This window comes from Pedobacter sp. NO84, from assembly GCF_059703915.1.
Genome location: NZ_AP046575.1, coordinates 1,455,380 through 1,480,317 on the forward strand (window position 1 = coordinate 1,455,380; position 24,938 = coordinate 1,480,317).

Sequence of the window (24,938 nt, forward strand, 5' to 3'; positions counted from 1 at the left end):
AAACCTTTATGAAACCAGGGATTACCTCCGCTTCGCTACGGTGATCCCCTGGATGGGGGTTTGACGCAAGAAAATGTGCTCGTTCCTATCCACTTTCTTGTCTATCTGACGGGCTCGAAGAGAAATCTTTATGAAACCAGGGATTACCTCCGCTTCGCTACGGTGATCCCTGATGGGGGGTTTGACGCAAGAAAATGTGCTCGTTCCTATCCACTTTCTTGCCTATCTGACGGGCTCGAAGAGAAACCTTTATGAAACCAGGGATTACCTCCGCTTCGCTACGGTGATCCCCTGAATGTGGGTTTGACGCAAGAAAATGTGCTCGTTCCTATCCACTTTCTTGTCTATCTGACGGGCTCGAAGAGAAATCTTTATGAAACCAGGGATTACCTCCGCTTCGCTACGGTGATCCCCTGAATGTGGGTTTGACGCAAGAAAATGCACTCGTTCCTATCCACTTTCTTGTCTATCTGACGGGCTCGAAGAGAAATCTTTATGAAACCAGGGATTACCTCCGCTTCGCTACGGTGATCCCCTGAATGTGGGTTTGACGCAAGAAAATGCACTCGCTACGCTCGTGACGCATTTTTTGTTTGCTTGCGCGCCTTCAAGCTGCGCTTGAGCTTGCCACAAACAAAAAATGCCTTCAACCATTCGGTTGAAGACATTTTCTTGGCGGAGAGTGGGGGATTCGAACCCGCGGACCCTTTGACAAGTCAACAGTTTTCAAGACTGCCGCAATCGACCACTCTGCCAACTCTCCGCCGCAAAAGTACGAACTCTGTTTAAATCTGCAAACTATGAACTGGTATTTTTTATAAAAAGTGGCTAAGAGCCTATAACAGAGCAATAAAAATTTACATTATTCCTTGCTGTTGTCGTCATTATCACCATTACGTGGTGTATAAGGATAAAAATTTAGAGCAATAGCCGATAAACACATGGATTGCTGGCATTGAATTTCTAAATGAATGTCCATACATTTATACATAAAAATATTAACTTTAATAAACCAATTATAAATACGATGAAGAAATTAACTGTAATTCTCACCTCCTTCCTCCTACTTAGCTCAACTTTAACATTCTCGCAGTCGGGTAAAGTATTCGATCAGCTATCGTTGCCAAGCAAAATTTTAAAAATGGACAGGAAATTTGCGATTTATCTGCCACCGGATTATGAGACATCCAATCGAACTTATCCCATACTCTATTTATTACACGGTGCGGGCGATAATCAAAGCGGTTGGACGCAATATGGAGAGTTGCTCACCATCGCCAACAAAGCAATTTTAGAAGGCGGCGCCTCCCCTATGATTATTGTTACACCCGATGCCGGAGGGGCAAATCAAGGTTATTTCAATGCACCCGAGTGGAATTACGAAGATTTCTTCTTTAAGGAGCTTATCCCATTTATCGAAAAAAACTATAGGGTTAAAACCGACAAGAGATTTAGGGCAATTGCAGGCCTATCAATGGGCGGTGGCGGTGCCTTTATCTATGCGCTCGAACATCCAGATATGTTTTCATCATCATGCCCACTAAGTGCTTCTGTAGGCACACCAAGTTATGATGAATTTAAGTCTCGAGTTAAAGATAAGAGCATACCTGATTCCCTCATTTTAAAACTTTTTAATAGTCAAACCATAATTGGGAAGATCAGCAGTATGCCGAATAACCAAAAGAATGCGGTACGTTGGTATATCGATTGTGGCGATGACGATTTCTTATATGAAGGAAACGCCATGGTACACATTATGATGCGGAAAAAAAACATTCCTCACGAATACCGTGTGCGAGATGGCGGTCATAGTTGGGTCTATTGGCGCGCGGCCTTGCCAAAAGTTTTAGAATTTATATCCGAAACCTTTCACAATCCTTAGTCAAGATTTGCTACTCCTAAACTTAAAAAATGGTAACATGAGCTTTATTTGGCTAACTATGCCTTACTCAATTAATCCCGCGATTAACAAATACCTTAGATTTACGCATGAAATATTCGACCCCAGCTGGGGTCGAAATCTTTATCACATTTTCTATATTATTTGACCTCTCCGAGGTCTTCTGGTTTATCGCAAAGGTGTCGTTCGCAACTAGAAATGGATTCCCGTTTGTCGCCCCAGTGTTATTCATCAACCAAAAAAATGTGTAATCCAGTAAGAATTATATAATCCATTTGATCTCTCCGAGGTCTTCTGATTATCGCAAAAAGTGTCGTTGTCAATCTGTAAATAGATTGGCGTTTATCGCTCCGGTGTTCTCCTTCAGCCAAAAAACGTGTAATCCCGTAGGGATTATATATCCTAGATTTGCGCATCGGCTATCTGCGACCCCAGCGGGGTCGTATAGTTTATGGAGGTTTGTATGTTATTTGGCCTCACAAAGTGTCTCAGACTTCCAACTGCCATGGATTTTTAGATCTCGCATAGTAACATTAACCTTAAAAAAAAATGCCATATCCTAACTTAGGATATGGCATCTTTAACTTTTAAGCTATCATTACTGTTTAGGATTGATATCTATAATTACTGTTCTATTGTAAAAACGTTCTTCTGGTCTGCTATTATTGAAAGGCGCTTGACTTTGTTCTTCGCCGAAACCTGATGTTTCAAACTTCACATTGGTCTTACCCGCACTATTCAATGCATTTTGAAGCAATTGTTGAGTATCTTTTGCCCTATTTTGCGATAAGTTCAAATTATAGGCATCAGTACCAATTACATCAGTATGGCCATGGATAATCACTGTCGAGTAATCTGAAATTAATGGAACTACAACATTTTTAAGGAACTGCGAATAGGCTGCAACGGTATAAGATTTGTTGAAATTAAACAGAATACTATAACGCATACCTTTCTCAACCATCTCTTCCTGGCTATCAATGTGAACGTTACTTTCTTTTCTGATGATGGCTCCAGTTTTAGTTGTTCCTATTAATTGAACTTTGTAATCTCCGGATTTATTGCTACCAAGAATGGTTTTTCCAAGCACACTTTCCTGATCTTTAGTAAACGGTCCGTAATGGCTCACGTTACCATTTTGATCAGTTAAGTCGATGGTGTAGGATTGAAGTGCTTCATTTGCTCTAGCTACGTTAAAAATAACATAACTATCCATAGGATCAGCTTGAGTAGCATTAATCATTACTGGATTCATCATCCCACCGCCCACTTGCATCATCAATGCAGAAGAATTGCTCTGGATATCTACTCTACGATCGCCTTCTCTTAATAACGTAAGCTCCTTTTTGCCTCCTGGTTGTTCTGATGGCATAGCCGGTTTGGTACGTCCGTTAACACTGATTCTAGAATCTGCGATAGCAAAAACATCCACTAAGTATTTTTTGATATTGGTAGCGAAAGCCAGACCTTCTGTTGGACCATTCAGTGATGCTCCACTTAAGGTGATAGCTGTTGAAGGGTTAGCTCTTAATCTATCGCCTAAAATATTCAATACATTATAGTAAACGCCCAATTGACGTGCTGATCGCCCAGTTACATTAGAAGGTTGCTCATTTTGGAGCTGTTCTTCTTTAAAGTTGGCAGCTTGATCAGCCGAAAGAAGAGTGTAACGGCTAGGTATTGCCGATGATCCTTCATCAAAGAAAACATAATTTAATAATGGTAAAGTTTCATTGATCTCTCTCTTAACAAGAATTGGCTTTGGAGCACGAACAGAGAAAGCAACATCAGGAAGAGCCACTATTGGAGGTGTAACTACTGGTGTTACTACCTTTGTTGCTTTACCAAATTTAAGTGCTATACCCGCTCGCACGGTAGTGTTAGTCCAGCTTTCAATCGATCTTGTATCTTGTCCGAAATAAGGATGATAAGATACAAATGGCGAAAGCAAAACTCTAGTAGTACTAGTTGGGGCTGAAATTGGAATATCAAATCCCATCCCTACTTGTCCTGAAACCAACGTTTTTCTTATACTGGTCAATTCACCTGATACATCTGGGGCATTTAATTGGGTGTAGGTATAATCTTTAAGCAAATTCACCGCAACTCTTGGTCCAGCGAACAAATAAAAGCTTCCGGTCCAAGGGTTTAATCGTAATGCGGGTTCGATCGTAAAATAACTCAAGTTTGTGGTTAACGTAGCCGGACAATTACACGGCGCAACAACATCTTTAAATTTTGCCGATCGGTCATCGAAACCTAGGTTTAATGCACCGCCCCATGTATGTGAAGGACGATATTCGATTAGTGCCGAGGCAAATGGGCGTATTCCTTTTCCTTTGTGAAAAGCTGTAGGAACAATAATTGTATTATCAAGTCGCTGGGTAGTCCCATCGTAGAAATTAGCATTAGCGCCTCCAGATACACCGAACCACCATTTTGGTTCTGTAGTTTGTGCGTGTAAAGAAACCTGCACCAATAGCACGATTAAGCTACAGCCGATTGCTTTTTTTAATATTTTATTTAGCGTTGACATATATTTTTCTTTAAATTATTTAATTGAAGGTTAAATAAATCCTCCCGAAGGAGGATTTATAGGAGTTATTAAGGTGTATTAATTATAGTGTTTACCATGGTAACAGAAGCATTTATTGATATCAATCTACCATTTAATACCGTCTGAACCAGTGTGTTTGTACTATTTGCAGGAGATGATAAAGTTCCACCAGCGCTACATAAAATAGTTCCTACCATAGTTCCACCACCGGCATAGTTAATAACGGCTGAACTACCCACATACCAGTACACATTTTTAGATTGTGCTCCTCCGATTAAATTAACACTCCTTGGTATTGTAGAACCAACGGTTAAACTGCTAGGTGCTTGGAACACCCATACGGCGTTTGGATTACCTTGAGCGTCGAGTGTAAGATCACCATTTATGATTTCAAAGGGACCGCTCGCTGCTTTGTAAGTACCTGGAGGCAATGTCAATCCACCTAGTTCTTGTGCCTGTACAATACCGCCTGGCCTGTTGGCAGGAGAAATACTGTTATAAAAATTAGTTGCACTTAAAAGACCTGCATCTGCAATGCCTTTTGTTGTAGCATTACCTCCGAATGGTCCACCAGGGCCAAATATTATTGGTGGCGGGCCAGCAGTGTAGATCCTGCCATCTTTTACATTTCCAATATTTAATGGAGTCTCGATGTATTTGTCGCCGGTCATATCATGAAATCCGGTAACCGTGGTAGATGCACCAGGAGTACCAATGCTTCCATTATTGATCACTGTAAAGACACCCTGATTGGTTAATCCTGCAAGACCAAACGCTGCGAATATAGAACTGAACAACGGCGGCGTAACAATTGCAGTGAAATTAGCCGTTATATTCTTATTGGCGTTCATGGTTACGTTTAATGGGTTGGTAGAGCCTGTAGCATCTCCAGACCAAGAAGTAAAGGTATAACCAGAATTAGGTGTTGCGGTAAGCGTTACCACGGTACCATGATTATATGTTGCCTGATTTGGGTTTTTTACCACCGAACCATTTACTGCAGTAACATTTAACGTGTATGTGTTAAGCGTGAAATTAGCTACGAAACTCCTATTCGCTGTAATAGCAAATGTATAGGCAGAACTGGTAGATACGATAGCACCAGTAGTTTTATCGGTCCAATTGGTAAAGGTATAGCCTACATTCGCAGCAGCTGTGATAGTAACCGAAGTATTTGCTGCATAAGCACCTTCTCCATTGGTTGTACCACCCACTACTGGATTAGAAGATAAAATCACTGCAAACTGACTGGCAGGTATTATATTGAAGTTAGCAACCAAAGTTCTCGCGGTAGTTGCAGTAAATTGATAGCTCGCACTTGTAGATACTACCGTTACACCTTCTGTCCAGTTTAAGAACGTATATCCAGCGTTCGCCGCAGCAGTTGCTGTTACCGTAGAACCAGGAGCATATGCGCCTGAACCCGTAGTTATACCTCCCGCAGCAGGACTTGAAGAAAGAACGATCGCGATAGTTCCAACCGGAACAGCCGTGAAATTAGCAACTAACGTTCTGTTTCCGGCCATCGTAAACTGATAACTTGAACTCGTAGAAACTACTGTACCATTTTCTGTCCAACTTGTAAAGGTGAAACCGGCGTTTGGCGTTGCTACCACTGTAGCAAGTGAACCCTGCGCGTAGCCTCCACCACCAGTAACTACTCCTCCAGTTGATGGAAGTGCACTTATAGTAACTACAGGAATGGTTGTGAACGTCCATGTATAGTCGGCCACCATCCCCGTACGGAACGTATCTTTAGCACCCGTAGTAACTGTACCTGAATACACTACGAAAGGAAGTAGTGCAACATTTGGCTTAAAAGTAAATATTTTAGGACTGGCAGTTGCCGCGATAGTTCCCGCGATTAAAGTTGATCCCTGTTTGATCATAAAAGTGGAGTTATCTATTGTAGCTGGGTTCATTTCTGTATTAAAAGTAATGGTGATTACTTTATCCAGAACCACATTAACAGCCTTATCCATAGGATCAGTAGTAACAACAGGACAAAGCCCTGCAACTTCATCGGCAAAATTATCCTTCTTACATCCTAAAAAGAATGTTGCGGATAACATTAAGAAGGAAATTAGGAGAGCAAAAATTTTAAAATAGCGCGGAGGTTGGCGCAAAAAGGCATTGACCTCATTCGAAGTAATCGTTTTTTTCATTATGAATTAAGTTTAGTTTCAGTGAAGGCCCAGTGAATGACAAGGAGGTCATTCTAAAAGAAAGGATGATCTAATTTTAAACCCTATTTATATTGTAAGGTGCAAAGCAGATGCCACGGCGAACGTTAAATCTTTTATTTAATTATTGGCAAGCCGTTTTATAACAAAATAGTTACTTGACGACCTCACATCACCTTAATCGATGAAGTAATTTTAAACGATAGTTGCTGGATTGGTGTAAGATGTTAATATTACAACTGCTCTGTTTAAAGGATTAAGTGTAATATTTTAACTAACATTATTAGTGTAGAAACTACAAACTCTATACATACGGACATTTTAAGCATCCGGTTTTAAAAATTATGAAGTTTTACAAACCCCTCTCCGCGGCTAGGTTTATCCTTACTCAATGACAGCATGGTAGCTCCTCAGGCAGTATTTAACCAAACAGCATTAAAGAAACTAATTTGTTATCTTTTCTTTAATTAATTGTAACAAAATTTTTTATTTTAAAAAAATAAACGTTAATTAGACATTTATTATTTGTATGAGCGAAGTAAACTATGTAATTGGTGTAGACTACGGAACAGATTCGGTGAGATCAGTACTGGTAGATACGGCAAATGGTAAGGAAATAGCCTCTTCGGTATTCTTTTATCCCCGATGGAAACAAGGGTTATACTGCATTCCTTCAGAAAATCAATTCAGACAGCACCCTTTAGATTACATTGAAGGACTAGAACAGACCATTAAAGATTGTGTAGAAAAGGCTGGCGGGCAAAACATAGTTGCTTTTATCAAAGGTATTTCGGTTGATACCACGGGATCAACTCCGATTGCTGTTGACGAAACAGGAACTCCCCTATCTCTAAAAAGTGGATTTGAGGAAAATCCAAATGCGATGTTCGTACTTTGGAAAGACCATACAGGCATTAAAGAAGCAAATGAGATTAATGCCACTGCCGAGAAATTTGAAATCGATTATTTAAAATATGCAGGAGGGATCTATTCCTCAGAGTGGTTCTGGTCTAAACTACTTCATGTACTCCGTGAAGATAAAGCAGTACGAAAAGGCATGGTATCCTGGGTAGAGCAGTGCGATTGGATCCCTTTTTTATTGTGCGGAGAAACGGATGTGAGGCAAATGAAAAGAAGTCGCTGTGCAGCCGGACATAAAGCATTATGGGCAGAAGAATTTAACGGCCTTCCTCCCGAGGAATTTTTCATCAAATTAGACCCCTTATTAAAAGGCTTTAGGGATAAATTATTTACAGACACCTATACTTCGGACATTGCGGCGGGTAACTTATCGCCCGCATGGGCTGAAAAACTGGGCCTGCACACCAATGTTGTAATTGGAGTAGGTGCATTTGACGCGCATATGGGAGCTGTAGGCGGGCAGATTGAGCCTTATTTTTTAAGTAAGGTTATTGGTACCAGTACCTGTGATATGATGGTTATTCCCTCTAATGAAATGGACGGGAAATTGGTAAAAGGAATTTGCGGTCAGGTTAACGGCTCTATCATACCAAATATGGTTGGATTAGAAGCGGGCCAATCAGCGTTCGGTGATGTGTACGCGTGGTTTAAAACCCTCATTAGCTGGCCCGTTAACAATTTACTAAGCCAATCAAGTCTAATCGATGACTCTACTAAAGCAGCTTTAGTAGCTGAAATGGAAGATAAAATTATCGGTACTTTAAGCGAACAAGCAGCAGCTTTAGGGGATGCAGATTATTCTGAATTAGCCATAGATTGGTTAAACGGAAGAAGAACACCCATCCAAAATCAAGAATTAAAGGGTGCAATTACGGGTTTAAATTTAGGCACCGATGCTCCACGTTTTTTTAGGGCATTGGCCGAAGCCACCTGTTTTGGCGCTAAAAGCATTGTAGACTGCTATAAAGAACAACAGATTCCCGTAAAAGGAATAATTGGAATTGGGGGTGTGGCCAAAAAATCGCCATACGTGATGCAAATGATGGCCGACATTATTGAAATGCCAATCCGAGTGCACCGTTTTGAGCACACATGTGCTTTAGGCGCCGCGATGTTTGCTGCAGTTGTTGCAGGCATCTACCCTACTATAGAAGATGCCATGGAGGGGATGGGCACAGGTTTCGAAAAGGAATACAAACCAAATGCTAAAAAGAAAAAAATGTACCGCGAACATTATAAGCAGTATTTGGCATTAGGAAGATATATAGAAAAGTATAGCAAGAAAGATGTAAAACCCTATTTATCATGAGCTATCAATACTTAAAAGAACAAGCGTATGCCGCAAATATGCAATTGCCGAAATTGAATCTGGTTCTTTTCACTTTTGGAAATGTAAGTGCTGCAGACCGCGATAAAGGTGTATTTGCGATAAAACCCAGTGGTGTACCTTATGATCAATTAACGGTTGACAGTATGGTTATCGTAGATTTTGAGGGTGTTACTGTTCAAGGAATGCTACGCCCATCATCTGATACCCAAACCCATGCCGTTTTATATAAAAATTGGAGCGATATTGCAGGGATAGTACATACCCATTCTACCTACGCCACCGCATGGGCACAGGCACAACTGCCTATCCCGATATACGGTACCACACATGCCGATCATTTAACGGTTGATGTCCCCTGTGCTCCCCCAATGGATGATAGCATGATCAAAGGAAATTATGAATATGAAACAGGCTTCCAAATCATTAACCATTTTAAAGATTTAGGCCTAAGCCATAAGGAAGTAGAAATGATCCTAGTGGGCAATCATGCTCCATTTACTTGGGCAAAAACGGCCGAGAAAGCAGTTTACAATAGTGCCGTTTTAGAGGCGATTGCACAAATGGCCATGCTTACCCAACAAATTAGCTTACAAGCACCAAGGTTGAAGGATTCGCTCATCCAAAAACATTTTGAGCGAAAACATGGATCTGATGCTTATTACGGACAAGAATAGCGTTGAGCGTTTGGCGATTAGCGTCGCCTATCGCTTCACGCCTAATGCTTAACAATCAAATTATGATAAATCTAAAAAACCTCGAGGTTTGGTTCATTACAGGAACACAACACTTATACGGAGAAGAAACACTAAGGCAAGTGGCGGCACATGCGCAACAAGTTGCGGATTCTTTCAATCAGCATACTAAAATTCCGGTTAACGTGGTTTATCAACCTATAGTTAAAACACCAGAAGAAATTTTTGAAACTCTACAAAAAGCAAATGTTGCTGAAAACTGCATCGGGGTAATTACCTGGATGCATACCTTTTCTCCGGCTAAAATGTGGATTAGAGGACTAAATATCCTTCAGAAGCCCTTACTACACCTTCATACCCAATTTAACCGTGATATTCCTTGGAGCAAAATAGATATGGATTTCATGAACCTAAACCAAAGTGCACACGGAGATCGTGAATTTGGTTTCATGGTATCTCGAATGCGTAAAGATCGCAAGGTGGTGGTTGGGCATTGGCAGGATGAAGCAGTAATCGATCAAATCAATACCTGGTGCCGAGCCGCTGCGAGTTGGAACGACTGGCAGGGCGCAAAATTTGCTCGCTTCGGAGACAATATGCGCTATGTGGCAGTAACGGATGGCGACAAGGTAGAAGCTGAAATGAAATTCGGATTTTCGGTTAACACCTATGGCATTGGCGATCTAGTTGAAATTATCAATAGCAGCAGCGATCAAACGGTTAAAGAATTGTTGAGCGAGTATGAAGAAACCTACACCATGGCTTCTGATCTCCGCACTGGTGGTTCCCGACATGCCTCAGTGTATGAAGCGGCTAAAATTGAAGTCGGACTTCGAAAATTCTTAGCAGATGGAAATTTCAAGGGCTTTTCTGATACGTTCGAAGATCTGCACGGAATGGTGCAATTACCAGGAATAGCTGCGCAACGATTAATGGCCTCAGGATATGGGTTTGCTGGAGAAGGCGATTGGAAAACTGCAGCTTTAGTACGTGCCTGCAAGGTAATGGGCGCAGGTTTACCTGGCGGAAATGCATTTATGGAAGATTATACCTATCATTTTGATCCAGCCAACGAAATGGTGTTGGGTTCACATATGCTAGAAATTGATGCTTCATTGGCAAAAGGAAAAGCAAGCCTCGAAGTACATCCCTTAGGCATTGGTGGCAAGGCCGATCCCGCCCGTTTAGTATTTAATGTAGCCGGGGGCGATGCCCTAAATGCCTCTCTGATTGACATGGGTAATAGATTTAGATTATTGGTTAATGAGGTGAAGGCCGTTGAGGTTGAGAATGAACTGCCAAATTTACCCGTTGCTAGAGTATTATGGAAGCCACTGCCAGATATGAAAACAGGTTGTGCGGCCTGGATTTATGCTGGTGGTGCGCACCATACCGCTTATAGTCAGAATTTAACAACGGAGCATCTGCTCGATTTTGCAAATATTGCCGGATTAGAGTATATAAATATTGGAGCCGAAACAAAAATTAACCAATTTAGAAATGAATTGCATTGGAATGAAGTATATTACAAATAATTAACCTTCCCGATAACAACAAGCCTCTCTTGAAGCTCTCGGGACTAAACCAAATTAAACTATTATGAATAATCTCTCAGCGGTAGATTATGCCGTGTTTATCTTCTATTTTATCGTAGTGGCCTCATATGGCTATTGGATTTATAGTCGCAAAAAGAATAAAGCAGTTTCAGGAAGCCACGACTTCTTTCTGGCTGAAGGTTCTTTGACTTGGTGGGCCATTGGTGCCTCATTAATTGCTTCAAATATTTCCGCAGAGCAGTTTATTGGAATGAGCGGGCAAGGTTTTACGGTAGGTGTCGCGGTAGCTGCCTACGAATGGATTGCCGCAATCGCTCTTATTATCGTGGCCGTTTGGTTTATTCCAATCTATTTAAAGAATAAGATTTTTACCATGCCTCAGTTTCTGCAAACTAGGTATAATGAAACGGTAAGCTTAATTATGGCTATTTTTTGGCTATTTCTTTACATTTTCGTTAACCTAACCTCAATCTTATATTTAGGAGCCATTGCCATTAGTAGCATGGTTAATCCAGAATATTTTGGTTTAGTAATGTGCGGACTAGCAGTGTTTGCCCTGATCATTACTTTAGGCGGCATGAAAGTTATCGGTTTTACCGATGTAATTCAAGTGGTAGTACTCATTATTGGTGGTTTAGCCACCACCTACATTGCCCTTACCTTAGTGAGCGATCGTTTCGGAATGGGCAAAGATGCCATAGCCGGTTTTAAGATGTTGATGACGGATTCGCCAGAACATTTTAAAATGATCTTGGCCAAACCGGATGCAAATTCTACCCAAGAATATGTTAATAAATACTTATCACTCCCAGGCATTGCGATGTACTTTGCAGGTCAGTGGATCGTAAACCTAAATTATTGGGGCTGTAACCAGTACATCACCCAGAGAGCTTTAGGAGCAGATTTAAAAACCGCTAGAAAAGGGATCTTATTTGCTGGCTTCTTAAAATTGGGAATGCCGATTATCGTAATGTTACCTGGTATCGCAGCCTATGTTCTCCACAAAAATGGTGGTTTACAGCACCAGATGGCACCAAATGGTCATGTTGTGGCCGACAATGCCTATTCTGCTATCCTAGGCTTCTTACCTACCGGATTAAAAGGACTTTCAGTAGCCGCACTTACTGCCGCCATCGTAGCCTCTTTAGCGGGTAAGGCAAATAGCATTTCCACCATTTTTACGCTGGATATCTATAAAAAATACCTGAATAAAAACGCGGATGAAAAGAAAATGGTGTATGTGGGTCGAGTTGCAATCTTTGCCGCAATGGCTATCTCTATCATCCTAACTTGGAAAGATCTATTGGGAATTGGTGGCGAAGGTGGATTTACGTTTATCCAAAAATATACCGGATTTATTAGTCCGGGAGTGTTTGCCATGTTTATTTTGGGAATGTTTTGGAAACGCACTACAGGTACTGCCGCAGTAGCAGGTCTGATCTCAGGAATTGCTTTTTCATTCTTTTTCAACAGTTTTGCCACCAAATTATTTGGCCACGAAACCTGGCTATACACCGCTTACATAAACAGCAATGGTGTGTATGAAATTCCCTTTTTAATTTGGATGGGATGGGCATTTGCCTTTACCATGCTAATTATGATCGGATTAAGCTTGGCTGGACCAAAAGTTAACCCAAAAGCATTTGAGATTGATAAAACCATGTTTAAGGTTTCGCCAGGAATTATGGCAATGATTGTAATTACATTATTAATTCTCATTATGATCTATGTGAGGTTCTGGTAGTTACAAATCATTAATTAGTAATGCGATAATCTGCAAAGGTTATCGCATTTTTTATTGAGGTTGGAAGGTTTTGGCGTTTGGATGTATAAATAGTGGATCTAGAAAAGCAAGGACAGAAGCAGCGATGGATGTTAGCCCTGTCCTAAAGGGACTCTTTGGAGCTGTTTACTTTACTTCGCTGGCTCCGTGCCCGCTCCCATCAGGTTTAGTTACCAGAAGTCGGTGAAAGCAACAAGGGTTGCTGGATGTTTAGAGGCTCTTTTGGCGATACAATCGCCTTGTTCTTACATCCTCGTTACAAACGAGGACGAGTTGAGTACCTTTTGGACTAATACTTAAGGATGTTCCTTTGGCGATACAATCGCCTTGCTCATGCATCCTCATTACAAACGAAGACGAGTTGAGTACCTTTTGGACTAATACTTAAGGATGTTCCTTTGGCGATACAATCGCCTTGCTCATGCATCCTCATTACAAACGAAGACGAGTTGAGTACCTTTTGGACTAATACTTAAGGATGTTCCTTTGGCGATACAATCGCCTTGCTCATGCATCCTCATTACAAACGAAGACGAGTTGGGTACCTTTTGGATTAATACTTTAGGATGTTCCTTTGGCGATACAATCGGCTTTCTCATGCATCCTCGTTACAAACGAGGACGAGTTGTGTACCCTTTGAACTGCGGTAGCGATAGCCATTGGTATGCAATCCGCCAACACATCCCTGTGTAATCATCTTAAAATCGGTGTAATCATTTTAAAATCGGTGTAATCATTTTATCACTACCATTGCTTTAATCACCCCATTAGTTGGATCTAGCCAACCCGAAAATTCGTCCCTAACTTCATCAAACCCCACTTTATGTGTGATGTATGTTGTAGGCGAAACCAAACCTTCTTTCATCGATTTTATAACATGTTCAAAGTCGTGGATAGTTGCATTCCTGCTGCTCATTAAGGTTGCTTCTCTTTTATGGAACTCAGGGTGATTAAATGAAATTTCGCCCTTTTGCAAGCCGATAAGCACAAAACGAGCGCCATGTGCCATGTATTGGAATGCATTATTGATTGCCTTTTGATTTCCGGTAGCGTCTATCACTACAGTAGGCATTTCGTTGTTTGTTATTTCTTTTAGCTGCTCTAACACATCGTCTGAGAGTGCATTGATCACATGGTCTACTTTTAATTTCTCTTTACAAAAAGACAACCGAGTATCATTAATATCTAACGCAATTACCTTTGCGCCAGCAATCCGAGCAAATTCCATGGTACCTAAACCAATGGGACCAGCACCAATAACAAGCACAAATTCATCTTTGAGTACTCCTGCTCGCCTCACTCCATGCGCGCCAATGGCTAATGGTTCTACCAGGGCCAATTCGTCAAAACTTAGGCCTTCGCCATGTAAAAGTGTTTTTGAGGGAACGTTAAGATACTCGACCATTCCCCCATCAACATGAACGCCACAAACTTGCATGTTTACACAGCAGTTAGGTTTGTGATTTCTGCAGGCTATACATTCGCCACAATTAAAATATGGAATAAAAGTTACTGCCTCACCGATCTTGAATCCAGTAGTACCATCAATTTCTACCAATTCTCCAGCCAGCTCGTGTCCCAAAATGCGGGGATAACTAAAAAATGGCTGGGTCCCTTCAAAGGCATGCAGATCAGTACCGCAAATCCCAATTCTTTTTATCTTAATAAGAGCATGGTCCTTTAACAATACGGGCCTCTCGGCCTCAGCATATTCTAGTTTACCTGGTGTGGTGCAGATTAGGGTTTTCATTTGGGGCTAATTTGAATGAGAATTGGTTCACTGGTTAATCGGGTTAATTGGTTAATTGGTTAACTGTAAATTGTTAACTGTAAACTGTTAACTGATTATGCATTAGCTAAGGCCCTATCCAAATGCACATAGCCCCCATCTACGTGGATGATCTGTCCAGTGGTGTGGCTTGATTTGCTAGACATTAAAAATGCAGCCATATTTGCAATTTCTTCAGCCGTTGTCATCCTGTTCTCCAACGGTATTTTAGCAGTAATCTCTTTTAGCTTTTCGTCCGCATTGCTTAATGTTTCTATCCAAGTTTCGTAAGCCGGGGTCCAGCATTCGGCTACTACAATAGCATTTACCCGAATTCCATATTTTAAGAGTTCTACTGCCCATTCTCTCGTTAATGCATTTCTACCACCGTTTGCAGCAGCATAAGCTGAAGTATTTCCTTGCCCGGTTTCGGCGGTCTTAGATGTAATATTAACAATAGAACCTTTGCTTTTGATCAATTCTGGAAGTGCAAAATGAGCCATCAAATAATAATGAACCACATTTTTATGTAAGGATGCCATGAAATCCGAATAATTTCCATGTTCCAAGCCCACGCCGTCGTTTACCCCAGCATTGTTGATCAAGCCATCTATTCTTCCAAATCGAGTCACAATTGCTTTAACTACCCCCTCACAGTCTTCAGGATTGGCCAATTCTGCCACAAATTGAAAAGCCCTCCCCTGATTTTGTTCTATTGAGTTCACTACTTTTAAATTGTCGGTTTCTTTTCTACCAACGATTACAGCTATCGCACCTTCAGCCGCAAATACTTCGGCTATGCCCCTGCCAATGCCTTTTGCACCGCCAGTAATGATGATTATCTTGTCTTTTAAGTTTAGGTTCATATGTCTAAATAGTTAAGCGTAGCGCGAAGGGCGTGGGGCGATCAAGGTTAAACCAATTATTCCTGTTCCGAACGGCAAACTACACGATATTTTAAATTTAGGTTAAATTCATATTTCTTTAGTTAAGCGTAGAGCGTGAGCATGGGGCAGCTAAGCCTAAACCCATTATCACTTTCCATCTTCCATTTTCCATCTTACATCTTACATCTTACATCTTACATAGGATCACATCCTTCTTTCTCTCTTCGGGAGTTACTTTTAGCAGCTCCATTCTTCCATCTTTCAATACCCCCTCTACCGTGGTTTGATAAGGTGCGTGTAATTTAAAATGTACATTCCAATTCTTAGGCCAGGCTCCAAAAAGATATATTTTCTTTCCATCGCACTGCATCAGCATTTCTTGAAGGCCAATCATACCGCTTCCTCCCCAATTATGATCGGGTACCCAATCAAATCCTGGTCCCCAGAAAGCAGGAAAACGTCTTCCAGAATCCTTCAATTTTAAGAGAGTTAATCTAGCCGCTTCGGTTGTGAGCCCTAATCGGGCAGCAAAGATATTGTCTTGTTTCCAACCTATATGACTCCTAAACTTGATTACATCTGAATCATAGCTGTAGGTATTTATAGCGGTATCTAATCCGGCTTTGCCAATACCATACCTTCCCCATGGAAAAACAGGGTATAACTGCATACTTTCAACATTATTTATTCTCTCCCAATTTTTTGCCGGAGAAATGGTTGGATATCCGTTAAATGATCTAAAATTAAGTGGAGGAATGGTCTTGAGCATATCCTGCCAAGTTTTTCGTTGGGCATCTGTTAAATCAGGGAGCGTAATTAAACGTTCCAACACGGTTTGTAAAGCCGCGATAGTTGAGGTAGCGTTCGTTGCTAATTTGTAGGTTTCTCCCGCAGAGCCCGGGTATAATACTAAGTAACCCTTTACATCTAATGGGTTATCCCCCCTTTTAGTTGCCAAATAACTGTAATGTTCTTTAAAGAAAGTTAAACAACTTTCGATCAGCGGAATATACTTATCAATTTTATTTCCATTGTAACGCTCAGTTTCCAAAATCATCATGCAAAATTCGAGCACGGTGTCCCATTCGTATTCGAGCCAGGCATTCTTCTCAAGTCCAACATCAAATCCCTTAGGGCGATTCCAACCATATTCTGCCTGATTTGGTAAGCCAAAGTTCTCTATCTGCTCGGTAAAACTAGCACCTCGGTGTCCCCAAGCATTTTCGGTACGCAGTTGAGCGGCTTTCAATATCCTCAAATAAAAATCAAATTGGGGCTTCATCATCTCAAAATCGCCACTCTTTAACATCGGCCAATATACCAGACGTTGGTTTTGCGCCGTGTGGGTACCTCCTCCCCAATTTCTAAAATCAGGTGTATATTTTAGTGAAGTATCGGTTAATATAGGATCGAAGGTAAAGAGACCACCGTTAAATTTAGTAGGCCATTCTCCAGAGGCATTACAACCTAGCATGTAACGGAACAACTGGTAATTTTTGCTAACCTGATTTACTTCTTTATTTTTTGAGTTAATAAAAATGAAGCTCCTATCCCAATAGTTGTTCCACCATTGTTTGTTGTTTGCTGCAACATCAACTAAACCCGGAAGTTGCTTTATTAAAGTCGTTAAAAATCCTTGCCTCCATTGGTCTAAGGATGATTTTTGTGTATTTAAAACTACTATGAGCTGTGCTTGCGTTGTCTGAACTCTACTTTTCAGCTTCCATGCTTTAAATGGAGTATTAAGGTATGTTCCAGTATAATTTCCGTCCTGGATCATGTTTTTGCCGATTATTAATCCACCAAAAATTAAATTTTTTAATGGATTATACATCTGGTCTTTTAATGATACCAAGCCTTGTTGTTTAGTAGCAATGTCGAAAACGCTAGTATCCTTATTTTGGTGATAAAACTCTATTTCATTTCTATCTTTAAAAGAAATATTATCTTTACAAGTCTTTACCACCCCCTGTGGTGCCCATTTGTACGAATTTTGGTTATTCTCCTTTCCCTTTAAGATCCGATCTTCGAAACGCCATGATTCATAGCTGGCCTCGGTAATTACCTTTTGGTTGGCTTTTACATCAAAATGGATAATAGGATTAAACACATCCACCCAAATATTTACCTGAGCGGATAATTTGCCTTTCGTACCAGTTAGTTGAACATATCCATCTTTAAGAATTAATTCTTGTTTAAATTTACCCCCCTCAAAAGGATTTGGAGTTAACTTTAACTTTACTCTTCCTAATTTTAGCAGGGTGTTATTTTCGTCAAATGTTCCGCTACGCGAAATGTAAGCATATACCTCATTATTTTCTACCCATACATTTAAGCCTATATCTCCACCACCACAGGGCATTGATTCACTTGAATTTTTACTTTGGGAAGTCCAAATTAAATTATTGCGATGTAGTTCATTATCCTGCGCAAAAGTCCCTTGGTAATTAAGGCACAAAAAGACAAAGAATACTAAGAACATCCTTCTCCAACTTAGCGCACATCGTATATTGCTGGTTAAAATCATTCAGTATTATGAGTTAAATAAATATCTCTATCCTTTGTAAGATTTAATCTTTCTAGTTCTTCTTCCTTTAAAGCCTTTTTTCTCCAGTAATTTGCTAAGATAGACCCAGATATGTTCATCCACGGACTGAATACTGCCGCCGCCAAGCCTACTGTACCCAATTTGCCCATCGCTCCGGCCAAGCCAGAAGCCATTCCGCCATTTTGTAAACCTACTTCAAAGGCAACCGTTCTTGATGATTTTTTATCCAATCCAAACATTCTGCTTAATAGATACCCAAATAGGTAACCTGCCCCATTATGTATAACTGAAGCTAAGAACAGTAAAAATCCTACCGTCAAAAGGTTATCCCGTCCTGCTGCTGTGGTTACCGTAGTGAAATACACAATTCCAAACATGGAGAAATAGGGCATTATCTCGTCTAATTTACGAAATTTCAAGGTGGCTAGGTGGTAGATCAGCCCCACTATCAACGCTCCGGCAAAAAAGTTTAAAATTTCTATAGACGATAATACATATTCGGCTACTACGGTTTTTAAGTAACCCCACAGCCCTACTAAAAGTATAATCAACCAGATCAAGCTCGCAACAGCCATTAGCTTTAGGTTTTTGCTTCCCTGAGGCGTTGCACGCTTGAGATAATCGTGTACTAACGCCGCCACTATGGGTACGATCACAATTTTTATGATTTCAATCATCATGTTAAAGAACTTAATTTCGATGAGGGTTCCGGCCAGTAACTTCATTAATAATGGTGTCATTAACGGAGCAATTAAGGTGGCCATTGCAGTAACCGTAACAGAAAGGACAAGATTTGCTCTTGCAATATAAACCATTACATTAGATGCTAACCCGCTAGAGCACGAACCAATTAAAATAATGCCCGCTGCAATCTCGGTTTCAAAATGAAATACCTTAACCAATAACAAACCCATCAAAGGCATAATAGAAAAATGGCATAGCAGACCAATGATTACTCCTTTTCCTGTACTAGCAAGGCCTGTAAAGTCGCGGATGCTCATCTGAACACCCATACCAAACATCACCATTTGCACCACTACCAAAATAAGCCATTTATCGCGGAGGTTAACATTTCCCCATTTTAAAAAGGCTGCTGGATAAATCATTCCCACCACAACAGCAGTAATTATCCATGCGGTATACTGGTAATTTTTTAAGACATCAACAGCACCAATTCCTATAGCCAAAGTCACCGCTAATAGCGTGGCTGCTGGCTGCCAAATGTTGGAGTTTGCTTGCAAAAGCCCAAAAATTAGCACCATAAACGCAATTAAAGCGATACCTAAACATACCTTTCTGAAGTTGTACATTATCAAGGATTTAAAAGACTGGCAATATGTTGTATAGCCAACGTAGGGCTAGATAGAATTGGAATTTTTTTATCACTACTGCTTAATCCATCAACAACTCTAGACATGGATGCCTGTGCCAGTACAATTACGTCAACAGTTGAAGAAAGCTCGATCAAAGCTTTAGCCACCATCTCGTCGTGCTTGGCTGCATTGCCGCTCATTAAGGCTTCAAATGCTCCTTCACATAATAACGATATTAGTTGTATTTCTTTACCCGCAACAGCCGCCCTACGTTTCACCAGATCGCTTGTAGGACCTAGGGTAGTAGCTAAAGTGGCAATTACACCTATTCTTTTCCCGGTTTTAATCGCTAAATCGGCCATAGGCTGGTCTACTCTTAAAACGGGTACAGCAGTTAAACCTGCGGCAGTTTCTACTGCAGCACCGATAGACGAACACGTTACCAATATGAAATCAGCCCCTGCTGAGGCTGCCGAACCCACTTGATCAACGACGCGTCTTGCAGTTAACTTAGTTAGTTCGTTACGTGCAATTACATCTTTTATCAAGCTATCATCAACCATGTTAAATACGTTAACATTAGGCAAATATTCGCTACATAGTTGCTGAAAAACAGGAACCAACGTAGCGGAGGTATGCACAAGGCCTAGAGTTTTTTTTATCATGTTTAATTTATCTAAGGTTAATTAAATTGTTAGCTATCACTATGTATATCTTGTTGTGCGTTCACAAAAAAATCAGGCTTTCCAACTTGGCCACCCTTAAAAACCACCTGCAATTTATCTAAAGGCGAGCTAGCTGCATGAACCAAACAAATCGGAGCTCCGGGCGATAATGGCGCCATCATTTCTACCGCCTCGATCCCCATCGCCCTGGCCGCATAACTTGAGGTATCTCCACCTGCAATAACAATCCGCTGTACGTTGGTAGCTTCGGCAATATATCTTACAATCGCGCCAAGCAAGTTTCCATAAAGCCTAGCCGTGGTTTCTCTATCAAAGTTTTTTTGCTTAAAGATTCGGTCTGTAGCTGCGATCCGTTCATCGGGATTTCCCAAACTGGTATGGATAATCAGCGATTTGCCCTGTTTAATGAATTCACAACCAAGATCTGCATACTGACGGGCAGTTTTATCCATCAATGCAGAATCCTGTTCAAAATCGATGATTTCAGCTTCACCTGCTAATGATGCCGTATCAATGGCTATCTCGGCAAATCCGGCCTTAAGTGCAAAATTGATCTGAGCCGATGTTACAGCCGAGCAACTGCCAGAGACCACCAATATCGGACCTCCTGCAGGGGCATTTATAAATTCTTGTTTCTTGATTATCAATTTCTTTTCTTTCCAATAAGCGCCTAAGGCCATTGCTATCCCTGATGATCCTACCGAGAAAACGATGTTATTGCTTTTACTTTGCAAATCGATCAATTGGCCTATGGTTGTTAAGTCTTCCTGCTTTAAAGCGTCGAATAATACGATTTCATAGGCAGAAAAATCAGGTTCAACATTGTTTTCTCGATAGTTCTGTAGCTCCAAAATATTAAAAAGTCCGATCTTTTTATTAGTTTGTTTAGCAAGGTGTAAGCGCAAATCGCTCTCATCAGCAGGGGTTGTTGGATGATTGCTCATTGATGGATGGCGATCTAAACGAAATATTGCGCCATCACTTCCAATCCCCATTCGAGCAAATAGATTTCCAAACAAGCAATATCTGCCTAGGATGGGTGCAGCCACCAATAATGGCACTACCGTGGTTTTAAATACCTCAGCCGCAATATCTATGGCTCTGCCTATACTTCCAATCGTTGGAGAAGAATCGAACGTAGAGCAAATTTTATAATGTACATGTTTCGGATTTAGAGACAATATTGCTTTAAATGTTGGTTCTAGTATTTCATTCATTGCCAATGGCGATAGAGATCTACTAATTCCGGCAATACCTATTGCTTGGAGGTTGTTGTATCTACTCAGTTGTTGAGGGCCCGGACAATCAATAAACAACACCGTTTTGATACCAACATTAGTTAGCGATTCTAGGGCATCTGTTGAACCTGTAAAATCGTCTCCATAAAAGGCCATTAACAAACGGTTATTGCTCAAATCTTCCATCACCTCGATTTTTTACCAAATAGTTTAACTGACTGAGCAAATTCGGCGTATTTTACAGCAGCCTCTTCAACCGATAAGCCATCAATTGCCGCTTGCCACGCCTGGTTTAAAGCAACAACTCCCCCTTCGGGCCCATTCGGATGCGCCATTATACCCCCACCAGCCATGTATAAAAGGTCTACAGTTTTTGTACGTCTATAAGTCTCAGGTGCTTGGCCTCCCCATTGACCAGAAGATACCACCGGAAGGACTGAAAAGGAGTTGGAAGTTGGGTCCCGATAGCTATCGGGATGGGAGGCCGGCTTGAATAAGGGAGCCAGACAGGCTTCGATAGATTTCACCACCGAATCGTCAGATTCCCAGAACTTATTTTGAATTCCATTTACGTGAATCTGATCCACCCCGGCCAAACGCCATAATTTTTGATAGGCAGCAAAGTCAATTCCAAGCAACGGATGTCTGTTTAACATTCCCCATCCATTTCTGTGCCCATGAATTACCAATTGACCGTTATCACTTATTTTCTTTACCCCAGCTAAGCCTACAGTATTTAAACTGATCATCGCTGAGGTACCGCCTGATTGTACAATTTTATCATAATTGCGCTGCATTTGATCTATTTCATCGCTGATATTGAAGGCGTACATTACTTTTTTCCCAGTTTTTTGTGCATGCGCATTGATTACGTTCATTACCGCATCCACGCGTTCGTTAAAAGGAGAATTAGCTGTTGAACCTAATAATTCGTCATCTTTAATAAAATCTATTCCTGCTTCGACCAATGTATTAACCAATTTCGCCGTTTGCGTAGGAGTTAATCCGATACTCGGCTTGATAATCGTACCAATCAATGGCCTATTGTAAACATTTGTGAGTTTACGGCAGCCCTCAATTCCGAATTTAGGACCTTTAAATGCTGTGGAAAATGAAGGTGGTAAGGTTAGATCCATCAATTTCAAGCCGGTAAACTGCGTTAACTCATACAAATTTCCCTGAACAGTTGACATTAAAACGGGTAAATTATAACCAAAATTTTCTATCGACCAAGAGACCTCAATCATTGCTCTTCGATAACTACCTCCGTTTACCTCAACCCCAGGAATTGCAGGCGAAGTAGCAGAGTCCAATTTTGTGATTGATTCTACCCTCGCAGCAAACCGTTGTTTTAACTCGTCTGTTTCTCCTGGAATGGCGATAAATGTTCCCGACGACTGCTCGCCTGCCAGAATTTCTGCTGATTTTTCTAAATCGAGCGGGGTTTCTATATAATATGTTGCAGTTAATCTTTCCACTTGGATTTTAGGATTGCTAGGATGACTAGGATTACATAACTTTTATCGACTTAAGGGCAACCACACAGACATTTCCGAATGACCTCTGTTGCCCCATGCAAAATAGGGTATTAGCTTGATGGGCACCGTGGTATTTACCGTAGAAATAGAGCGATACAAGGTATTTGCCCATGATGTAGGATTTACCATTTTTGCATTTCCTACCAAGCTCATCATATTTGCACCGTTTATGGTAATTGGTTTAGCGCTTAACTGAATAGCTGAGGGAATAAAGATGTTGAAAATGCTTTTACCGGGTAAATCTGAAGATTCGAGACAATAGACAATTGGACCACGTTTAATAGCTACCTGATTTCTATTTTCTTCTACCAAGGGATTCGCCTCCACCAATGTAGCATCCATCGGTAAAATGAGATCAATTACATCTCCATTTTTCCAATTACGATTTATTTCGGCATAAGATCCATTAGTTAATTTCATGGCAAGGGGCTTACCATTTATACTTAATTTAGCGTCGTGTGTCCAGGCTGGAATACGTAAAAACAACGAATAAGCTTTTAAACTGGTTTCGTGAATAGTAATTTTGATGTTTCCATCCCAAGGATAGTTGGTTGCCTGTTCTAAGCTTAGTGTTGAACCGTCTGCCAATTTGGTATGTACTTTGTTTCCACCATATAAATTAAACCATATGCCCTTATCTGAAATGCTATAGGCATAATCACTTACTTCTGAGATGGTCCTAACTACATTTGGCGGGCAACAGTTAGACAAAGAAATATAGGGCACCCGCTCTTTAGACCAGCGTTGCTTAAAAGGTAAATTATCGCTTACTGCAAGTGGATTGGTGTATAAAAAATTCTTACCATCTAAACTAATGCCCGATAAAACACTATTATGGAGCGCCAATTCCATTACATCTGCATATTTTGCATCACCTGTTAACTGAAGCATCCTCCAGTTCCATAGTACATTACCGATGTTTGCACAAGTTTCGTTATGTGCAGTAAGGTTGGGTAGCTGGAAATCTCGACCAAATGCCTGATGGATTTTTTGTACATCATTAGGATTGTAAGAAGTGCCATCGGGCGATGTGCCGTCATATAATGATCCTAAACCGCCGGTAACGTATATTTTATGAAGATTTACATCTTTCCACATCAAGTTTAGCGATTTCATTAACGGGTCGTTTCCAGTTTCTGCGTATAAATCGGCCACGCCAGCGTACAAATAGCTTGCCCTTACTGCATGACCGGTTGCTTTTGTTTGCGATAAAAAGGGAATGCGATCTTGGTTATCATCTGTTCCGTCGTCTATTTTACCTTTTATTGCAATTAAATGTTTGGCTAATTCTAAGTATCGCGGATCTTTAGTAGTACGGTACATTTCTATCACTCCCATATAATGCGATGGGCAGATAGCATTTCTTGCCAGTGCGGGCGATGCATTTTTATAAAATCCATACAAATAATCGGTGGCTTTTTTGGCCACAGTTAACAAGGTTGTTTTTCCTGTTGCACGATAATGTACACATGCCGCCGTCATTAAATGCCCAATATTGTATGATTCGAAACTTAATCGATCCTGAAACTGATTTTTAGAGCCCGTATTTCGCTGCTCAATCATCGCTTTGGTATAGATATACCCATCTTCGCGTTGCGACTTAGCGATCACAGCAATTGCCTTATCCATCATCTCGTTTAACTTTGGATTACCCGTTGCCGCATATAAACTTGCCATTGCCTCAAGTGCTTTATAGTAATCACCATCATGGAAAGATGGCCCTTTATGGCTACCGGTATCTAAACCTGCAGCAATTTCGAAGTTTTTAAACGCATGGCTGATTTTAGGATCGTTGTAAATTCTCCAGATATTAGGTACCATAGTCTCTGTTGCAACTTTGAAGCGGTCGGCCCAAAATCCTTTCGTCCACCTAACATCTTGCATGTTTAAACTCTTTAATTTAGCATATTTGCTTTCTGAGTTGTTGGTAAGAGCTTTATCTTGCGCTTTTACGGTTAGCGCAAGGGAGAGTGTTATTAGGAGACCGAAAGTAAATAAGTCCGAGAGTCCGAAGTTTAGCTTTAAAATATTTTTCATC

At 40.8% G+C, this 24,938-nt stretch carries 16 protein-coding genes and 1 tRNA gene; 5 read left to right on the plus strand and 12 right to left on the minus strand.

Going from position 1 to position 24,938, the window contains the following annotated elements; translation table 11 throughout:
* Positions 1–673: 673 nt before the first annotated feature.
* Positions 674–763: transfer RNA gene (locus tag AC6H0V_RS06390), tRNA-Ser, on the minus strand.
* 264 nt (positions 764–1,027) lie between these two features.
* Here AC6H0V_RS06390 and AC6H0V_RS06395 point away from each other — a divergent pair.
* Positions 1,028–1,882 carry an alpha/beta hydrolase gene (locus AC6H0V_RS06395; protein WP_497562884.1) on the plus strand — a complete coding sequence of 285 codons (855 nt, stop codon included), beginning with the start codon at positions 1,028–1,030 and terminating at the stop codon, positions 1,880–1,882.
* Between the two features lie 616 nt (positions 1,883–2,498).
* On the opposite strand, the gene AC6H0V_RS06400 is transcribed toward AC6H0V_RS06395, so the two are convergent.
* Both AC6H0V_RS06400 and AC6H0V_RS06405 read right to left on the minus strand, forming a co-directional pair.
* The gene (locus tag AC6H0V_RS06400; RefSeq protein ID WP_497562885.1) at positions 2,499–4,436 is read right to left on the minus strand and encodes an OmpA family protein; all 1,938 of its coding nucleotides are present in this window, start codon (positions 4,434–4,436) and stop codon (positions 2,499–2,501) included.
* A 68-nt stretch (positions 4,437–4,504) separates the two neighbouring features.
* Positions 4,505–6,622, minus strand: a complete 2,118-nt coding sequence (locus AC6H0V_RS06405) for an InlB B-repeat-containing protein (protein WP_497562886.1) — start codon at positions 6,620–6,622, stop codon at positions 4,505–4,507.
* Positions 6,623–7,169: 547 nt separating this feature from the next.
* On the opposite strand from AC6H0V_RS06405, the gene AC6H0V_RS06410 reads away from it, so the two are divergent.
* From AC6H0V_RS06410 to AC6H0V_RS06425, 4 genes are all read left to right on the plus strand, one after another.
* Positions 7,170–8,870, plus strand: a complete 1,701-nt coding sequence (locus AC6H0V_RS06410) for a ribulokinase (protein ID WP_497562887.1) — start codon at positions 7,170–7,172, stop codon at positions 8,868–8,870.
* Positions 8,867–9,565, plus strand: a complete 699-nt coding sequence (locus AC6H0V_RS06415) for an L-ribulose-5-phosphate 4-epimerase (RefSeq protein ID WP_497562888.1) — start codon at positions 8,867–8,869, stop codon at positions 9,563–9,565. Before AC6H0V_RS06410 ends, AC6H0V_RS06415 begins: the two co-directional genes overlap by 4 nt.
* 62 nt (positions 9,566–9,627) lie before the next feature.
* Positions 9,628–11,118 carry an L-arabinose isomerase gene (araA, locus tag AC6H0V_RS06420; RefSeq protein ID WP_497562889.1) on the plus strand — a complete coding sequence of 497 codons (1,491 nt, stop codon included), beginning with the start codon at positions 9,628–9,630 and terminating at the stop codon, positions 11,116–11,118.
* Between the two features lie 64 nt (positions 11,119–11,182).
* Entirely contained in the window at positions 11,183–12,883 is a 1,701-nt protein-coding gene (locus AC6H0V_RS06425) for a sodium:solute symporter family transporter (RefSeq protein WP_497562890.1), read from the plus strand.
* Positions 12,884–13,341: 458 nt separating this feature from the next.
* Here AC6H0V_RS06425 and AC6H0V_RS06430 read toward each other — a convergent pair whose 3' ends face one another.
* The 9 genes from AC6H0V_RS06430 to AC6H0V_RS06470 all read right to left on the minus strand — a co-directional run bounded on the left by AC6H0V_RS06430 (position 13,342) and on the right by AC6H0V_RS06470 (position 24,937).
* A complete protein-coding gene (locus tag AC6H0V_RS06430; RefSeq protein ID WP_497562891.1) occupies positions 13,342–13,521 on the minus strand; it encodes a hypothetical protein in 180 nt (59 codons plus the stop codon).
* Positions 13,522–13,655: 134 nt separating this feature from the next.
* Positions 13,656–14,672: a zinc-binding alcohol dehydrogenase family protein gene (locus AC6H0V_RS06435; RefSeq protein WP_497562892.1), complete on the minus strand. Its 1,017-nt coding sequence runs from the start codon at positions 14,670–14,672 to the stop codon at positions 13,656–13,658.
* Positions 14,673–14,767: 95 nt separating this feature from the next.
* Complete coding sequence (locus tag AC6H0V_RS06440; protein WP_497562893.1) at positions 14,768–15,556, minus strand: SDR family oxidoreductase; 789 nt, start codon at positions 15,554–15,556, stop codon at positions 14,768–14,770.
* A 208-nt stretch (positions 15,557–15,764) separates the two neighbouring features.
* Positions 15,765–18,059: a DUF5703 domain-containing protein gene (locus AC6H0V_RS06445; RefSeq protein WP_497562894.1), complete on the minus strand. Its 2,295-nt coding sequence runs from the start codon at positions 18,057–18,059 to the stop codon at positions 15,765–15,767.
* Positions 18,060–18,100: 41 nt separating this feature from the next.
* Entirely contained in the window at positions 18,101–19,435 is a 1,335-nt protein-coding gene (locus AC6H0V_RS06450; RefSeq protein ID WP_497562895.1) for a bile acid:sodium symporter family protein, read from the minus strand.
* A gap of 2 nt (positions 19,436–19,437) precedes the next feature.
* Positions 19,438–20,103: an aspartate/glutamate racemase family protein gene (locus AC6H0V_RS06455; RefSeq protein WP_497562896.1), complete on the minus strand. Its 666-nt coding sequence runs from the start codon at positions 20,101–20,103 to the stop codon at positions 19,438–19,440.
* Between the two features lie 29 nt (positions 20,104–20,132).
* A complete protein-coding gene (locus AC6H0V_RS06460) occupies positions 20,133–21,548 on the minus strand; it encodes a four-carbon acid sugar kinase family protein (RefSeq protein ID WP_497562897.1) in 1,416 nt (471 codons plus the stop codon).
* The gene (locus AC6H0V_RS06465) at positions 21,548–22,840 is read right to left on the minus strand and encodes a ribulose-bisphosphate carboxylase large subunit family protein (RefSeq protein ID WP_497562898.1); all 1,293 of its coding nucleotides are present in this window, start codon (positions 22,838–22,840) and stop codon (positions 21,548–21,550) included. Before AC6H0V_RS06465 ends, AC6H0V_RS06460 begins: the two co-directional genes overlap by 1 nt.
* Before the next feature lie 42 nt (positions 22,841–22,882).
* Positions 22,883–24,937, minus strand: a complete 2,055-nt coding sequence (locus tag AC6H0V_RS06470) for an aceric acid hydrolase (RefSeq protein ID WP_497562899.1) — start codon at positions 24,935–24,937, stop codon at positions 22,883–22,885.
* Position 24,938: the final 1 nt, after the last annotated feature.

What these genes read in the sequence shown, in the direction of transcription:
- AC6H0V_RS06460 (WP_497562897.1), bottom strand. Translation starts at nt 21,548, where the DNA reads ATGGAAGATTTGAGCAATAACCGTTTGTTAATGGCCTTTTATGGAGAC.
- AC6H0V_RS06435 (WP_497562892.1), bottom strand. Translation starts at nt 14,672, where the DNA reads ATGAAAACCCTAATCTGCACCACACCAGGTAAACTAGAATATGCTGAG.
- AC6H0V_RS06445 (WP_497562894.1), bottom strand. Translation starts at nt 18,059, where the DNA reads ATGTTCTTAGTATTCTTTGTCTTTTTGTGCCTTAATTACCAAGGGACT.
- AC6H0V_RS06450 (WP_497562895.1), bottom strand. Translation starts at nt 19,435, where the DNA reads ATGTACAACTTCAGAAAGGTATGTTTAGGTATCGCTTTAATTGCGTTT.
- AC6H0V_RS06470 (WP_497562899.1), bottom strand. Translation starts at nt 24,937, where the DNA reads ATGAAAAATATTTTAAAGCTAAACTTCGGACTCTCGGACTTATTTACT.
- AC6H0V_RS06440 (WP_497562893.1), bottom strand. Translation starts at nt 15,556, where the DNA reads ATGAACCTAAACTTAAAAGACAAGATAATCATCATTACTGGCGGTGCA.
- AC6H0V_RS06425 (WP_497562890.1), top strand. Translation starts at nt 11,183, where the DNA reads ATGAATAATCTCTCAGCGGTAGATTATGCCGTGTTTATCTTCTATTTT.
- AC6H0V_RS06395 (WP_497562884.1), top strand. Translation starts at nt 1,028, where the DNA reads ATGAAGAAATTAACTGTAATTCTCACCTCCTTCCTCCTACTTAGCTCA.
- AC6H0V_RS06415 (WP_497562888.1), top strand. Translation starts at nt 8,867, where the DNA reads ATGAGCTATCAATACTTAAAAGAACAAGCGTATGCCGCAAATATGCAA.
- araA (WP_497562889.1), top strand. Translation starts at nt 9,628, where the DNA reads ATGATAAATCTAAAAAACCTCGAGGTTTGGTTCATTACAGGAACACAA.
- AC6H0V_RS06455 (WP_497562896.1), bottom strand. Translation starts at nt 20,103, where the DNA reads ATGATAAAAAAAACTCTAGGCCTTGTGCATACCTCCGCTACGTTGGTT.
- AC6H0V_RS06430 (WP_497562891.1), bottom strand. Translation starts at nt 13,521, where the DNA reads ATGAGAAAGCCGATTGTATCGCCAAAGGAACATCCTAAAGTATTAATC.
- AC6H0V_RS06405 (WP_497562886.1), bottom strand. Translation starts at nt 6,622, where the DNA reads ATGAAAAAAACGATTACTTCGAATGAGGTCAATGCCTTTTTGCGCCAA.
- AC6H0V_RS06400 (WP_497562885.1), bottom strand. Translation starts at nt 4,436, where the DNA reads ATGTCAACGCTAAATAAAATATTAAAAAAAGCAATCGGCTGTAGCTTA.
- AC6H0V_RS06410 (WP_497562887.1), top strand. Translation starts at nt 7,170, where the DNA reads ATGAGCGAAGTAAACTATGTAATTGGTGTAGACTACGGAACAGATTCG.